A 14457-nucleotide genomic window follows, 5' to 3' on the forward strand; every position below is an offset into this window, starting at 1 on the left:
CGGGCCAGGGCGGAGGGCTGCCGCGCCGTGTCAGGCGGACGGTGCAGGGGCCGCGGTGGCGGGCTCCTCAGGCTCCTCAGGCTCCTCGGGCTCCCTCCGGGCCTGAGGCACGACCGTGTCCGCCGACGCATCGGCCGACGTGCCCGGCTCGTGCTTGAGGAACAGGGTCAGGACGGCCGCCAGGACGTACAGACCGGCGAAGACGATGACCACGGCGCCGGGCCCGAGCGGGCCCAGGAGCAGGCTGCAGATCGCGGGGCCGACGAAGGTGGCGCCGCCCGCGCCGAGGTTGAGGAGCGCCATCGCGCCGCCCTTGTTGTCCGGGGCGAGGGACGGGATGAGCGCGGAGATCGAGACGAACCCGGCCAGCGTGATGCCGTAGAGCATGCCGACCACGATGGCCACCCAGTAGACACCGCCGACGGCGAGCGGCACGAAGTACAGGAGCAGCGTGGTGATCGCACAGCCGACGCCGCCGAACAGGGCGATCGTCCGACGCCAGCCGATGTGGTCCCCGACCACCCCGAAGACCAGGTTGAACAGCACGTTGGTGCCGTAGATGACCGCGAGGAGCAGCAGCCAGCCGCCCTCGCCGAAGCCGAGCCGCACGCCGAAGAACGTGGGCAGGAAGACCAGGAAGCCGAACTGTGGCGCGGTGTTGATGATCCGTACGACACAGCCGATGCCGATCTTGGGGTTGCGCCAGGCGATGGTGAGGCTGGACAGCAGGGACTGCACGGGCTTCTCGCCCTGCGGTGCCATCCGGGAGAAGCCGGTGCGCTCACGGACGCCGAGCAGGCACAGGGCCGCGCCCATGGAGATGATGCCGAGCGCGACCCACAGCGTGGCGAAGGCGCCGAAGGCCGGGATGGAGGCGCTCGCGACGAGCGAGCCGAGGGTCGGAAGGCCGCCGGTGAAGGCGACGTAGAACCAGCCGACGGCCGTGCCCATGCGGGCCGGCTTGGCCGTCGCGGTGATCCACACCAGGAAGCCGTACGCGAAGAGCGGGTAGCCGAAGCCGCGCAGCCCGTAGAAGACCAGCATCAGCGGGTAGTTGCCGGGGGCCAGGGCGAACACGAGGTACAGGACGTGGAAGACGAACCAGATGCCGAAGCCGAGTTGCATCACCCGGCGCGGACCCCATAGCTGCGAGAGGGCACCCGACAGCCAGGAGGCGAGCATGACGGCGACGCCGTAGACGGTGATCACGTAGGAGGCGCGGATCTCGGTTCCGGCGCCGTGGTGGGCCATGTACGGCGCGATGAAGCCGGATTCGACGCCGTCGCCGATCATGAAGAGAAGCAGTCCTGCGTAGCCGAAGGCCAGGGCCTTCGGGATGCCTATGCGGTCCAAGAGGGACTGCTGTGGCGATTCGGTCGCCAGGGTGGTGCGGGTCATCGCTGCCTCCGAGGGGAGCGGGTGAACGATGCGTGACGGGGATTCGTGGGATGGGTGCCACGGGGGTATTTCCGAAGCATCATGCGTGATGTTAAGTTCACACTCAAGACATGAGATAAAACAGATTCGAATCACAGCGCGACCGCCGCGCGACCCCTAGGCAGGCCCGACTGGATCAGTCAGGGTGTTACTTCCAACATGTGAGATGTTCCAGGAGTGTGATCATGACCGATGTGCGCGACCGCGGCCGCGGCTTCGACGAAGGGGCCGACTCGATCACGTGGCGTGAGGCCTGGCTCGACGGCCTCGTCCTCGCCTGCGGCGGTACGGTCCGCCGGGTGCCGGACGCCTACGGCATCGTCGCCCGGCAGGCCCCGCGGCCCGGCAAGGTGGCCGTCGTCATAGGCGGCGGCTCGGGCCACTACCCGGCCTTCGCCGGTCTGGTGGGCCCGGGGCTCGCCGACGGCGCCGCGATCGGTGACGTCTTCGCCAGCCCCAGCGCCGAGCAGGTCTACCGCACCGCCAAGGCCGCGGACGGCGGCGCCGGAGTGCTGCTCAGCTACGGCAACTACGCGGGCGACGTGATGCACTTCGGCCTGGCCGCCAAGCGCCTCGCCGCCGAGGGCATCGCCACACGCACCGTCCTGGTCACCGACGACGTGTCCAGCGGGCCGCCACCGGTTGACGACGGCACCGACGACGGCACCGACGGCGTCCGCATCGACCCGTCCCGGGACCGCCGGGGCGTGGCCGGGGACTTCTTCGTCTTCAAGGTCGCGGGCGCCGCCGCCGAACGCGGCGACGACCTCGACACCGTGACCCGGCTCGCCCGCCGCGCCAACGCGATGACCCGCACCTTCGGCGCGGCCTTCGCCGGCTGCACGCTGCCCGGCGCCGAGGCCCCGCTGTTCACCGTGAACGAGGGCACCATGGAGCTCGGCATGGGCATCCACGGCGAGCCCGGGCTGCGCACCACCAAGCGTCTGTCGCCCGAGGAACTCGCCGCCGCGCTGGTCGAGAACCTGCTGCCCGAGGTGCCGACCTCCGGTGACGGACGGGTCGCCGTACTGCTCAACGGCCTGGGCCGCACCAAGGGCGAGGAACTGTTCACCGTGTACGGGCATGTACACCGGCTCCTCGTCGAGGCCGGGCTCACGCCGTACCGGCCCGAGGTCGGCGAGTTCGTCACCTCCTTCGACATGGCGGGGATGTCCCTGTCCCTGATGGCCCTCGACGACGAACTCGCCGAGCTGTACGACGCGTCCTGCGACACCCCCGCGTACCGCCCGTCGGCCGGGTCCCTGGACCGCCCGACCACGGACGTACCGCCGCGCCGGACCGCCTCCGCGTACGCACCGGACCACGCCGCGCAGGAGCCCGACCTGGCAGCGTCGCCGACGACTGCCGCGCTGCAGGCGGCCCTCGACCTGGTCGCCGCGAACGAGGCCGAACTCGGTCGCCTCGACGCCGTCGCCGGAGACGGTGACCACGGCATCGGCATCGTGCGGGGGCTGCGCTCCGCGGTCCGCGCGGCCCGAGCACACGAGCCCGGGGTGGCGGCGCCCGGCAGCCCGCAGGCGGTCGGCAGCACGCTGATGCGCGCGGGGCTCGCCCTGGCCGACGCGTCCGGCGGCGCCTCGGGCGCCCTGTACGGGGCGGTGCTCACCGAGGCCGGGGCGAGCCTCACCGACGCGGCCCGCGACGGCCACACCGAGGTGTCGGCCACGCTCTACGCCGACGCCGCCGACCGTGCCCTGGCAGCCGTCTCGGAACTCGGCGGCGCCCAGGTCGGCGAGAAGACCATGCTGGACGCGCTCGACCCCTTCCGTAAGGAGCTACGCACCCGAGCCTTGGCGGGCGCGGGCCTCGCCGAGGCATGGACGGCCGCCGCGTCCGTGGCCGCGCAGGCCGCCGCCGCGACCGCCGGACTGAAGCCGACCCGGGGCCGCGCGGCCCGCATGGGCGACCTCGGCCACGGCCACGCGGACGCCGGAGCCACCTCCATGGCCCTCATCCTCGGCGCGATCGGCGAAACCCTCGCCGCCCGCACGGTCCGCACCGGCCGCACGGCCTCCGCCGCCCACGCCTGACCCGTCACCCCGCCCCGCCCGAACGCCCGACGCCCCGCCCTAGACTCAACTGCACACACGGGAAGGAATCTCCATTGACCGGCACCGAGCAGGTACCGACCGCGGGCCCGGACAGGCAGGAGCCGGACAGGCAGGAGGCCGCCGGGCGGGAGGCCGACGAGCGGGGCGCCGCGCAGCAGGGCGGCGCGGAGCGGGGCGGCGCGGAGCGGTCCGAATCGGCCAAGCTCAGCCCCAAGGCGCGGCGGCAGACCATCGCGGATCGCGTCCTCGCGGACGGCTCGGTCACCATCGACGACCTCGTCCAGGACCTCGGCGTCAGCCATATGACGATCCACCGGGACCTCGACCTGCTCGAGCGCGAGGGCTGGCTGCGTAAGATCCGCGGCGGTGCCACCGCGGCGCCGAGCGCGCTCTTCGAGTCCAACGCGCGCTGGCGCCGCACCGCGACGCTCACGGAGAAGAACGCGATCTGCCGCCTCGCGCTCGACGAGGCCGAGCCGGGCCAGGCCATCGTCGTGGACGACTCGAGCACCGTACTGCCCTTCGCCACCGGCCTGGTGGAGCGCGGCGCGTTCACCGTGATCACCAACTCGCTGCACGTGGTGAACGAACTGGCCGAGGAGACCGACATCCAGGTCATCTCGCTCGGCGGCGTCTACAACCGCAAGTACAACGCGTTCGTGGGCATGTTCACGGCCGATACGGCCCGCACCCTGCGCGCCGACGTCGCCTATATATCGGTGTCGTCGGTCGAGGGCGGCCACTGCTACCACCAGTCGCAGGAAGAGGTCATCGTCAAGCGCGCGCTGCTGGCCGCCGCGCGCCGTCGCGTTCTCCTCGTGGACCACACGAAGTTCGGCCGCCAGGCGCTCTACCAGCTCTGCCCGCTCAGCGACTTCGACCTGGTCATCTCGGACGCGGGCCTGCCCCAAGAGGTACGGGAGGAGCTGCGCGCCCTCGGCATCCCGCTGCGGATCGCCGACGGCGACGGCAATGGCGACGGTAATGGGGACGAACGGACTTAGACGGCGGCGGCCAGCTCGTAACGCACGCCCAGGGACTTCAGCATCTCCTGCTGTTCCGCGGGCAGTTCGGCATCCGAGACGACCAGGTCGAAGTCGCCGAGCGGGGCGAGGCGGTACAGGGCCTGGCGGCCGAACTTGGTGTGGTCGGCGAGCAGCACCTTGTAGCGCGCGGTCTCCAGCATGGCCCGCTTGACCACGATGTTCTCCTGGTGCTGGAGATAGCAGCTGCCCTCGTCCACGGACGCGGTCGACACGAAGGCGACATCGGCGCGCAGCGAGCGCATGCTGTCCGCGGTGGTCGTACCCCAGAAGGCGTTGAACGACGGGTGGTAGACGCCGCCGAGACCGATCACCGTGATCCCGCTGTCGTCCGACAGGTCGTTGATGACCTGGAGCGAGTTGGTGATCACGGTGTAGGTGCCGCGGGACGGCAGGCTCCGGGCGAGCGGCAGCGCCGTACTCGAGTCGTCGATGATGACCGCCTGACCCGGCTCGGTGAACTCGACGGCGGTGGCGCAGATGGCCTCCTTGGCCGCGACCATCTCACCGGCCCGCCACCGTGCGTTGGACTCGTACAGCGCGTTGGGCATCGCCGTGGCGCCGCCGCGCACCTTGCGCAGCCAGCCCTGCCGCTCCAGCTCGTCCAGATCGCGGTGCACCGTCATCTGGCTGACGCCGAGGCCGCGTACGAGATCGTCGATGGTCACGGAGCCGTCGGCGAGCACCTGGTCGGCGATCTTCTTGCGCCGGTCCTTCGGAACGAGCTTCTCGGGCCTCTCGGGCTTCTCGGGCGCCTCGGGCTTCTCGGGCACTTGTGCTGCTCCTGTCGTCGTGCGCGACGAGTCTAGGTGCGGGCGGCCCCTCGGTCGGGGCGGGAGAGGGGCCGCCCGCACGGCCTCGGCCCTCTGTCAGGTCAGCGCGGGCACGATCTGGATCTTGCGGCCGGTGCCCTTGGTGAAGGTGTCGAGGGCCTCGCCGTACTGGTCGATGCCGAAGCGGTGTGTGATCATCGTGTCGGCGTCGATGGCGCCCTTGCCCATGAGCTCCACGGCGCGGCCGTAGCTGTGCAGGATCGCCATCGAACCGACGATGGTGATCTCGTCGTGGTAGATCCGGAACGGCGAGATCCGGGCGTTCTCCTGGTCGGGCGCGCAGCCGAACTGCTGGAACGTGCCGCCTCTGATGACGCGCGTGATCGCGTCCTCGATGGCGGGGATCGCGCCGGTGCAGTCGGTGACGATCTCCCAGCCCAGGCGCCGGTGGGTGAAGGCGTCCGCGCTCGTCGCCGTGTAGTCCGCGCCCAGCTTCCGGGCCACGGCGAGACGGTCCTCGTTGAGGTCCACGACCGACACCGAGGCGGCGCCCGCCCGCTGCGCCATCTGCAGGTAGAGCAGGCCCATGGTGCCCGCGCCGTAGATCAGGAAGTGATCGCCCACGCGCGGCGCGACGATGTCGAAGCCGTGCACGATCGTCGAGAGCGGCTCGATCAGCGGGGCGTGCATGAGGTCGACCGTCTCGGGCAGCCGGTAGACGTTCTTGGCCGGGACCTTGACGAACTCGGCGGCGGCACCGTCGACCGTGATGCCGATGGTGCCCCAGTTCTCGCAGAGGTTGCCATGGCCGATGGAGCAGAAGTGGCAGGCCTCGCAGTAGATCGCCGGGTCCGCCGCGACCTTGTCGCCCTCGGCGAAGCCGCCGACGCCCGCGCCGAGGGCGACGATCTCGCCGGAGAACTCGTGCCCGGGCACGACCGGGAACCTGGTCGGGCCGAACTCGCCCGCCAGCATGTGCACATCGGTACCGCAGACACCGGCCGCGGCGACCTTGATGACCACCTCTCCGGGACCGGGGGTGGGGTCCGGCAGGGTGGTGACGGAGTAGTTGTGGGGGGCTTCGAGAACGAGTGCGCGCATGGCAGATCAGCGCCCTTCTTCTGTAGCGGTGAATTCTGGGGCAGTGGGGGCAGTGGGTCCTTCAGTAGCGGCGGATGTGTGGGGAGCGGATGAGCGTGCGGCGGTGGTGAGTTCCTTGTCCACCGCGTCGAGCAGCGCCGTCCAGGCGTCCTGGAACTTCGCCACCCCCTCCTTCTCGAGGCGCTCCACCACATCGGTGTACGAGACGCCGAACTCGGCGATGTCCACGAGGAGTTGGGCCGCGTCCTCGTAGCCGCCGCGCACGGTGACGCCGGTGATCTCGCCGTGGTCGGCGGTGGCGTCGAGAGTGGCCTCGGGCATGGTGTTGACCGTGTCGGGTGCGACGAGCCCGGTGACGTACAGGGTGTCCGGGTACGCCGCGTTCTTCACGCCGGTCGACGCCCACAGCGGACGCTGTACGTGTGCGCCCGCGTCCCGGAGCGCCCGCCACCGCTCCGTGGCGAGGGACTCCTCGTACATCCGGTAGGCGAGGCGGGCGTTGGCGAGCCCGGCCTTGCCGCGGTGGGCGAGCGCGGCCGGGGTGCCGTCCTGGTCGAGCGCCGCGTCGATCTCGCCGTCCACGCGCGAGACGAAGAACGAGGCCACCGAGCGGATGGTGGTCAGGTCGAGGCCCGCGGCGCGGGCCCGCTCGAGTCCGTTCTGGTAGGCGTCGAGGACCTGCCGGTAGCGGGTGAGCGAGAAGATCAGCGTGACGTTGACGCTGATGCCCCGCGCGACGATCTCGGTGATCGCCGCGAGGCCCGCCTCGGTCGCCGGAACCTTGATCATCGCGTTGGGCCGGTCCACCAGCCACCACAGCTGCTCCGCCTCGGCGACCGTGGCCTCCGTACGGTCCGCGAAGCCCGGGTCCACCTCCAGGGAGACCCGTCCGTCGCGCCCTCCGGTGGCGTCGTACACGGGGCGCAGGATGTCACAGGCGGCCCGCACATCCGCCGCGGTGATCATGCGGACGGCCTCGGCGGCGCTCACCCCGCGGGCCGCGAGCCGGGCCAACTCCGGGGCGTACTCGGCGCCTTCCGTGATCGCCTTGTGGAAGATCGACGGGTTGGTGGTGACGCCGCTGACGTACCTCGTCCGCACCGTCTCGGCGAGATTCCCGGAGGTGATCCGGGAGCGGGACAGGTCGTCGAGCCAGATCGAGACGCCGGCGTCGGTGAGCTCTGCCAGGGGTCGCATCACTTGCCTCCCTCAAGGCCCTCAAGGTCCTCGATGCACGCGCGGGCGGCGTCGGCGACGGCCTCGGCGGTGATGCCGTACTTCTCGTAGAGGTACGGGTAGTCGGCGGACTCGCCGTAGTGCTCCAGGCTCACGACCCGGCCCGCACGCCCGGTGATCCGGTGCCAGCCCTGTGCGATGCCCGCCTCCACGACGACCCGGGCGGGCACGGACCCGGGGAGTACCGACTCGCGATAAGCGGCGCTCTGCTCGTCGAACCACTCCAGGCACGGCAGCGACACGACCCGCGCGGCAATGCCCTCCGCTTGCAGCAACTCCTGGGCGCCCAGGGCGAGTTGGACCTCCGAACCGGTGCCGATGAGCAGCACGCGCGGCGCGCCGCCCGCCGCCTCGGACAGGACGTAACCGCCGCGCGCGGCACCGGCCGTGGCCCCGGCGTCGTACACCGGAAGGTTCTGCCGGGACAGCGACAGGCCGTGCGGGGCGTCGTGGCGGCGCAGGATCTCGCGCCAGGCGGCGACGGTCTCGTTCGCATCGGCCGGGCGTACGACCTTCAGGCCCGGTATCGCGCGCAGCGAGGCCAGGTGCTCGACGGGCTGGTGGGTGGCGCCGTCCGCACCGAGCCCGATGGAGTCGTGCGTCCACACATAGGTGACCGGCAGCCTCATCAGCGCGGCCATCCGCACGGCCGGGCGCATGTAGTCCGCGAACACCAGGAACGTCCCGCCGTGCACCCGGGTGTTGCCGTGCAGCGCGATGCCGTTCATGACGGCGCCCATGGCGTGCTCGCGGATGCCGTAGTGGATGGTGCGGCCGTACGGGCTGGCCGCGGGCAGCGGATTCCCGGCCGGAAGGAACGACGAACTCGCGTCGATCGTGGTGTTGTTGGAACCCGCCAGGTCGGCGGAACCGCCCCACATCTCCGGCACGACCGGGCCGAGCGCCTGAAGCACGGCGCCGGACGCCTTGCGGGTGGCGATGTCCTGGCCCGCCTCGAACACCGGAAGCCGCTGCTCCAAGCCCTCGGGCAGCTTCCCGGCCGCGATCCGGTCGTACGCCGCCGCGCGCTCCGGATGGGCCGCACGCCAGGCGTCGAAGGACTCCTGCCACCGCGCCCGCGCGGCCCTGCCGCGGTCCGCGATCCGCCGTGCGTGGGCGAGGACTTCGGGCTCGACCTGGAAGGTGCGGTCCGGGTCGAAGCCGAGCAGTTCCTTGGTGGCGGCGACCTCGGCCGCGCCGAGCGGGGCGCCGTGGGTGGCCGCGGTGCCCTTGGCGTGCGGCGCGGGCCAGGCGATCTCGGTGCGTACGGCGACGAGGGAGGGCCGGTCGGTCTCGGCGCGGGCCTCGACGAGCGCGGCGTACAGGGCCTCGACGTCGACGTTTCCGTCCGGCTGCTTGTCGACCCGGACGACATGCCAGCCGTACGCCTCATGGCGCGCGAGCACGTCCTCGCTGAAGGCGAGCGTCCCGGGGTCGCCCTCGATGGTGATGCTGTTGTCGTCCCAGATCAGGACGAGGTTGCCCAGCTTCTGGTGCCCGGCGAGCGAGGCGGCCTCGGCGGCGACACCCTCCTCCAGGCAGCCGTCGCCGGTCAGGCACCAGATGGTGTGGTCGAACGGCGAGGTGCCCTCGGGCGCCTCGGGGTCGAACAGGCCGCGCTCGTAGCGGGCCGCCATCGCCATGCCCACCGCGTTGGCGATGCCCTGCCCGAGCGGCCCGGTGGTGGTCTCGACGCCCGGTGTGTGCCCGTACTCGGGGTGCGCGGGCGTCCGACTGCCCGCCTTGCGGAAGGACTTGAGGTCGTCGAGTTCCAGGCCGTACCCGGAGAGGAACAGCTGCGTGTAGAGGGTCAGGCTGGAGTGCCCGACGGAGAGCACGAAGCGGTCCCGGCCCGCCCAGTCGGGGTCGCTCGGGTCGTGCCGCAGCAGCCTCTGGTGCAGCAGATACGCGACCGGGGCCAGGCTCATCGCGGCGCCCGGGTGACCGTGCCCGGCGTGCTGCACGGCGTCCATGGCGAGGACGCGCGCGGTGTCGACGGCGCGGCGGTCGAGCTCGCTCCACTCGAGAACGGCGGTCGGCGCGACGGTGCTTGTCGGCTCGGTGGTGCTGGTGGTGGTGCTCACCCTGGATCAGGGCTCCTTCCGAGGTGACACGGGGGAGTGCGGTGGCGTCAGGCGACGTGCAGATACCGGGACTCGACCCGCATGATCTTCTCCACCTTGGGCGCGCTGCCGCCGCCCGCGAAGTCGGAGTCGAGCCAGTGGTCGAGGCAGATGAGCGCGGACTCGACGCCCATGGTGCGGTTGCCGAAGCAGGCGATCTGCGCGTTGTTGGACTTGCGGGCGCGCTCCGCGGAGTACGTGTCCGGGATCTGTGCGGCCCTGATGCCGGGCACCTTGTTGGCGGCGATGGCCATGCCGATGCCGGTACCGCAGACGAGGATGCCGCGGCCGTAGCGGCCCTCGGCGACCTGCACGGCGACGCGTTCCGCGACCTCGGGATAGTCCTCGCTCGCGGCGGCGCTGAGATCCGCGACCTCGTAACCGAGGCTCCGCAGGTGCTCGACCATGGCGTCCTTCATGACGATCCCGGCGTCGTCGCAGCCGATGGCGATGGCGGGCTTGGCGGTCATACCGACTCCTTCTCGTGGGCCTGCTGGGCCTGCTGGGCCTGCTGGGGGTGCGTGCGGGTGTGCTGCCGCGGGGGTGTGCCGGCGATCTCTTCGAGGACCTTGCGCAGGCCCTCCACGTCGTGCGCGAGACGGCCGAGGAACAAGCCGTCCACCGCGCCGACGAGTTCGGACCAGGTGCCGGGCCCGGCCGTACCCCCGTAGAGCAGTCGGCCCCGCACGTGATGGCGGCGCAGGCAGGCGCGGATGGCGGTGGCCACCTTCCGTACGTGCTCGGCGCTGGCGGGTTCCTGGGCGCCGATGGCCCAGACCGGCTCGTACGCGATGACGATCTCGCTGTCCGGCTCCGCGCCGGAGAGGGCGGCCCGCACCTGGGTGAGGGTCTCCTCGATGGCGGCGGCCGGGTCGTCGCCGCGCTGTTCCCCGGCGCAGATCACGGGGACGAGCCCGTTGCGGGTGGCGGCGCGGACCTTCGCGGCCACCGTCTCGTCGCTCTCGCCGAAGTGGTGGCGGCGTTCGGCGTGCCCGATCTCCGCGTACCGCGCGCCCGACTCGCGGAGCATCGGCGCCGAGACCTCGCCGGTCCAGGGCCCGCTGTCCGCCCAGTGCACGTCCTGCGCGCCGAAGGCGACGCCGGTTCCCGCGAGCAGTTCGCGGGCGTCGGACAGGGCCGGGAAGGCGGGCGCCACGAAGAGATCGACCGGGCGTGGCAGCTCCAGGCGGGCGGCGAGCTCCGCCACATCGGCCAGCCACCGCCGGGTCTCGACGAGCCCGAAGTAGAGCTTCAGGGACACCCCGACGAGGGGCCGTACGGGGAGCCCTGGCGCCATCGACTTCTCAGAAATCACATCGGTCATGGTGAATCCAACGTAACCACACGAGAAGTTCTCAGGGCAAGATGCGATTTCCTCAGTGAGGATGTTAAATTCGAGGGGAAGCGGGCGGAGGCACAACCTGGAGTTACGGGCAGCTACCGGAGCTACCGGAGCTACCGGAGCGGCCGGAGCGGCCGGAGTGGCCGGAGCCGGACGGGCGGAACGAGATCGCCATGAAGAAGCTGATCAACACCCCGGAGACGGTCGTCCCGGACGCCCTGCGTGGCATGGCCGTCGCCCACCCCGGCCTCGCCGTGGACCCCGAGTCCCAGATCGTCACCCGGGCCGGTGGCCTCGTCCCCGGCAAGGTCGGCCTGGTCTCCGGCGGCGGCGCGGGGCACGAGCCCATGCAGATCGGCTTCGTCGGCCGCGGCATGCTGGACGCGGCGGTCTGCGGCCCGGTCTTCACCTCGCCCGTACCGGACCGGATCCTGCGGGCAACAAAGGCGGCGGACTCCGGGGCGGGTGTCGTGCAGATCGTCACCAACTACACCGGTGACGTGCTGAATTTCGCCATGGCCGCGGAGGACGCGGAGGACGCGGAGGACGAGGGCATCGAGGTCGCTCGGGTGCTCGTCGCCGATGACGTGGCGGTCGTACGCGACGGATCCAATGCGGGACGGCGCGGCACCGGCGCCACGCTCCTGGTGGAGCGGATCGCGGGGGCGCTCGCCGAGACCGGCGCACCCCTCGCGGACGTCGCCGCCCTCGGCACCCGCACGAACGATTTGTCCCGCTCCTACGGCGTCGCCCTCTCGTCCTGCACCACGCCCGCCAAGGGCACCCCGAACTTCCAACTCGGCGAGAAAGAGATCGAGTTGGGCATCGGCATCCACGGTGAGCCGGGGCGCGAGCGGCGCACCGTCACCTCGGCCCGCGAGATCGTCGCAGCCATGGCGGCGGCCGTCCTGGCGGAGCTGCCGGAGGAATCGGGCGCGCCCGTCATCGCCCTGGTCAACGGGCTCGGCGCGACACCGCTCCAGGAGCTCTACATCGTGCTCGCCGAGCTCGCGGCGCTGCTGGACTCCCGTGGCATCGCGGTGGCGCGCTCCCTGGTCGGCACGTATGTCTCCAGCCTCGACATGGCGGGCTGCACGATCACCCTCTGCCGCGCCGACGAGCAGATGCTGCGGCTCTGGGACTCCCCGGTCCACACCCCGGCGCTGCGCTGGGGCTGCTGAGCCCCCCATCGGGGCCGAGGGGGAGGCACCCCCTAGGCGATCAAGGCCCAGATGGGGGAGATTCGGTCAGTCGGCCTGCTGGAGGCCGGTGGGGATCCGGGGGCGGCCATCCAGTCGTGCCCGCCGACCTCCAGGACTTCGAGGTCGCCCCGCCAGACCTTCAGGGCCGCGTCGATGGCCTGCGGGTCGTTGACGTCGATCCGGGTGGAGTCGGCGCCGAAGGCGACAAGGACGGCGTCGTCCTCGCCGGTGAACTCGGTGCGTACGACGGACAGCGGGTGGTGCTGTGAGGAGTACGCGAAGAGCGGCTTGATGGGGCCGCGGACCCGGATCCACGCCTTGGCACCGCGGCTTCGTGGAGAAGGACACGGAGGAAGGCGACTGGACCTCTTCCCAGCTCCTGTCCACCACGGTCGACGCCGTGTCGGCGGACCCGGAGTCCCTCCTGGTCGAATGCTTCGGCCCGACCTCCGTCGTCATCGAGTACCGCGACATCTCCGAGGTCCTTGAGCTCCTGCCCGCAGAGAAAGGCCGGGAGAAAATAGTTGGCGGGTCCTTCGTGGGCCCGCCTATCGTTGGTCCTGTTCCCAAGGGGCATCGCGTCGATGCCCCAACTCAGCTGTGTGGACCGGGAGGTGTGACTGATGGCTGTCGTTGCGAAGGGCGCTGCCCGCACTCAGGAGATCGTCACGTCCACCTCCGTGGCCCCCGGCTGACCCTCAACCACCATCGCGCCAAGGGCGCATAGCCGGGGCCACCCTTGTGAAGGGTTCCCCCTTGACTCGCTCCACCTCTTCCTCACTTCGTTCTTCCTCGACTCGCTCGTCATCGTTCCCGAGTACCTCGACCTTCCCGAGTGCCTCGAACCTCCTGCGGCAGTACGGCTGGGACGAGGGCTGGGAGACCGTCTTCGCTCCGTACGCCGAGCAGGGGCTCGTCCCCGGTCGGGTTGTACGCGTCGATCGCGGGCTGTGTGACGTCGTCACCGCCGACGGCACCGTCCGCGCCGATACCGAGTTCGTGGTGCCGCGCGACCCGATGAAGGTCGTGTGCACCGGAGACTGGGCCGCCGTCGACTCCGACGGCGATCCCAGGTACGTACGGACGCTGCTGCCCCGGCGCACCGCGTTCGTGCGCAACACCTCGTCCAAGCGGTCGGAGGGGCAGATCCTCGCGGCCAACGTCGACCACGCGGTGATCGTCGTCCCGCTCTCCGCGGAGCTCGACCTCGGCCGCGTCGAACGGTTCCTCGCGCTCGCCTGGGAGTCCGGGGCCCGGCCCCTCGTCGTGCTGACCAAGGCCGACCTGGTGCCGGACCCGGCGACCCGTGCTCAACTCGTCGGGGACATCGAGCAGACCGCGCCCGGTACGCCGGTCCTGGCGGTCAGCGCCCGGGAGTCGGACGGCGTCGAGGTGGTCGCGGCGGTCGTCGCGGACGGCACCAGCGTGCTGCTCGGCCATTCCGGCGTGGGCAAGTCGACGCTGGCCAACGCCCTCGTGGGCACGGACGTGATGGACGTACAGGAAATCCGTGACGTGGACGGCAAGGGGCGGCACACCACCACGACCCGCAACCTGCTGCCGCTGCCCACCGGAGGCGCGCTCATCGATACGCCGGGCCTGCGCGGCGTCGGCCTGTGGGACGCGGAGACGGGCGTCGGGCAGGTTTTCGCGGAGATCGCGGAACTGGCCGAGGAGTGCCGGTTCCATGACTGCGCGCACGAGGCGGAACCCGGCTGCGCGGTGCTCGCCGCCCTGGACGACGGCGCGCTGCCGCGGCGTCGCCTGGACAGCTACCGCAAGCTGCTCCGCGAGAACCAGCGGATCGTCGCCAAGACGGACGTCCGGGTCCGGCAGGAGCTGCGCCGCGAGTGGCGGCGACGGCAGGCGCAGGGCCGGGCGGCGATGGAGGCGAAGCGGGGGCGGGGCCGGGGGTCGGTGCGCTGACCGCGCTCCCGGCGTCTGTCGCGTGTACCGCGTGTACCGCGTGTACCGCGTGTACCGCGTGTACCGCGTGCACCGAGTGCACCGCGTGCATCGCGGGGGGAGCTTTCGGGTGCGGGGCGCGAAACCCGCGCCCGGAAGGGCCGGTGCCTGGCCGGGCACCGGGGGAGGGCCCGTCGGCCGGCTGTGGCGGCCTGGCCGGCGG

Annotated in this window: 12 protein-coding genes; 5 read left to right on the plus strand and 7 right to left on the minus strand. The window is 71.4% G+C overall.

Translation table 11 applies throughout. From position 1 onward, the window contains the following. Positions 1–30: 30 nt before the first annotated feature. Positions 31–1398, minus strand: coding sequence for an MFS transporter (locus ACWD10_RS26815; protein ID WP_451095315.1), 1368 nt, complete (start codon positions 1396–1398; stop codon positions 31–33). A gap of 224 nt (positions 1399–1622) precedes the next feature. Here ACWD10_RS26815 and ACWD10_RS26820 point away from each other — a divergent pair, with 224 nt between their 5' ends. Together ACWD10_RS26820 and ACWD10_RS26825 are read left to right on the plus strand one after the other, a co-directional pair. After that, complete coding sequence (locus ACWD10_RS26820; RefSeq protein ID WP_451095317.1) at positions 1623–3488, plus strand: dihydroxyacetone kinase family protein; 1866 nt, start codon at positions 1623–1625, stop codon at positions 3486–3488. A gap of 74 nt (positions 3489–3562) precedes the next feature. Next, positions 3563–4513 carry a DeoR/GlpR family DNA-binding transcription regulator gene (locus tag ACWD10_RS26825; protein ID WP_451095319.1) on the plus strand — a complete coding sequence of 317 codons (951 nt, stop codon included), beginning with the start codon at positions 3563–3565 and terminating at the stop codon, positions 4511–4513. Here ACWD10_RS26825 and ACWD10_RS26830 read toward each other — a convergent pair. The 6 genes from ACWD10_RS26830 to ACWD10_RS26855 form a co-directional block, all read right to left on the minus strand. Beyond that, the gene (locus ACWD10_RS26830) at positions 4510–5325 is read right to left on the minus strand and encodes a DeoR/GlpR family DNA-binding transcription regulator (protein WP_451095321.1); all 816 of its coding nucleotides are present in this window, start codon (positions 5323–5325) and stop codon (positions 4510–4512) included. The two genes, ACWD10_RS26825 and ACWD10_RS26830, sit on opposite strands and share 4 nt — an antisense overlap. 96 nt (positions 5326–5421) lie before the next feature. Next, positions 5422–6426, minus strand: a complete 1005-nt coding sequence (locus ACWD10_RS26835) for a zinc-dependent alcohol dehydrogenase family protein (protein ID WP_451095323.1) — start codon at positions 6424–6426, stop codon at positions 5422–5424. Positions 6427–6432: 6 nt separating this feature from the next. Continuing rightward, positions 6433–7626 carry a transaldolase gene (tal, locus tag ACWD10_RS26840; protein ID WP_451095325.1) on the minus strand — a complete coding sequence of 398 codons (1194 nt, stop codon included), beginning with the start codon at positions 7624–7626 and terminating at the stop codon, positions 6433–6435. Continuing rightward, the gene (gene tkt / locus ACWD10_RS26845; RefSeq protein ID WP_451095327.1) at positions 7623–9746 is read right to left on the minus strand and encodes a transketolase; all 2124 of its coding nucleotides are present in this window, start codon (positions 9744–9746) and stop codon (positions 7623–7625) included. The genes tal and tkt overlap by 4 nt, the downstream gene beginning before the upstream one ends. A gap of 47 nt (positions 9747–9793) precedes the next feature. Further along, positions 9794–10255, minus strand: coding sequence for an RpiB/LacA/LacB family sugar-phosphate isomerase (locus tag ACWD10_RS26850; RefSeq protein ID WP_451095329.1), 462 nt, complete (start codon positions 10253–10255; stop codon positions 9794–9796). Beyond that, complete coding sequence (locus ACWD10_RS26855; RefSeq protein WP_451095331.1) at positions 10252–11100, minus strand: triose-phosphate isomerase family protein; 849 nt, start codon at positions 11098–11100, stop codon at positions 10252–10254. Before ACWD10_RS26855 ends, ACWD10_RS26850 begins: the two co-directional genes overlap by 4 nt. Before the next feature lie 200 nt (positions 11101–11300). Between ACWD10_RS26855 and dhaK the strand changes: the two genes are divergently transcribed. The 3 genes from dhaK to rsgA all read left to right on the plus strand — a co-directional run bounded on the left by dhaK (position 11301) and on the right by rsgA (position 14255). Continuing rightward, on the plus strand, positions 11301–12308 hold the full coding sequence (gene dhaK, locus ACWD10_RS26860) for a dihydroxyacetone kinase subunit DhaK (protein ID WP_451095333.1): 1008 nt from the start codon (positions 11301–11303) through the stop codon (positions 12306–12308). 116 nt (positions 12309–12424) lie between these two features. Next, positions 12425–12598, plus strand: coding sequence for a hypothetical protein (locus tag ACWD10_RS26865; protein WP_451095335.1), 174 nt, complete (start codon positions 12425–12427; stop codon positions 12596–12598). A 580-nt stretch (positions 12599–13178) separates the two neighbouring features. Next, a complete protein-coding gene (gene rsgA / locus ACWD10_RS26870) occupies positions 13179–14255 on the plus strand; it encodes a ribosome small subunit-dependent GTPase A (RefSeq protein WP_451095400.1) in 1077 nt (358 codons plus the stop codon). Positions 14256–14457: the final 202 nt, after the last annotated feature.

It is taken from the genome of Streptomyces sp. NPDC002851 (genome assembly GCF_053591935.1).

Excerpts from the sequence above, each read along its gene's own strand:
- ACWD10_RS26850 (WP_451095329.1), bottom strand. The coding sequence starts at position 10,255 with ATGACCGCCAAGCCCGCCATCGCCATCGGCTGCGACGACGCCGGGATC.
- ACWD10_RS26820 (WP_451095317.1), top strand. The coding sequence starts at position 1,623 with ATGACCGATGTGCGCGACCGCGGCCGCGGCTTCGACGAAGGGGCCGAC.
- ACWD10_RS26815 (WP_451095315.1), bottom strand. The coding sequence starts at position 1,398 with ATGACCCGCACCACCCTGGCGACCGAATCGCCACAGCAGTCCCTCTTG.
- ACWD10_RS26835 (WP_451095323.1), bottom strand. The coding sequence starts at position 6,426 with ATGCGCGCACTCGTTCTCGAAGCCCCCCACAACTACTCCGTCACCACC.
- dhaK (WP_451095333.1), top strand. The coding sequence starts at position 11,301 with ATGAAGAAGCTGATCAACACCCCGGAGACGGTCGTCCCGGACGCCCTG.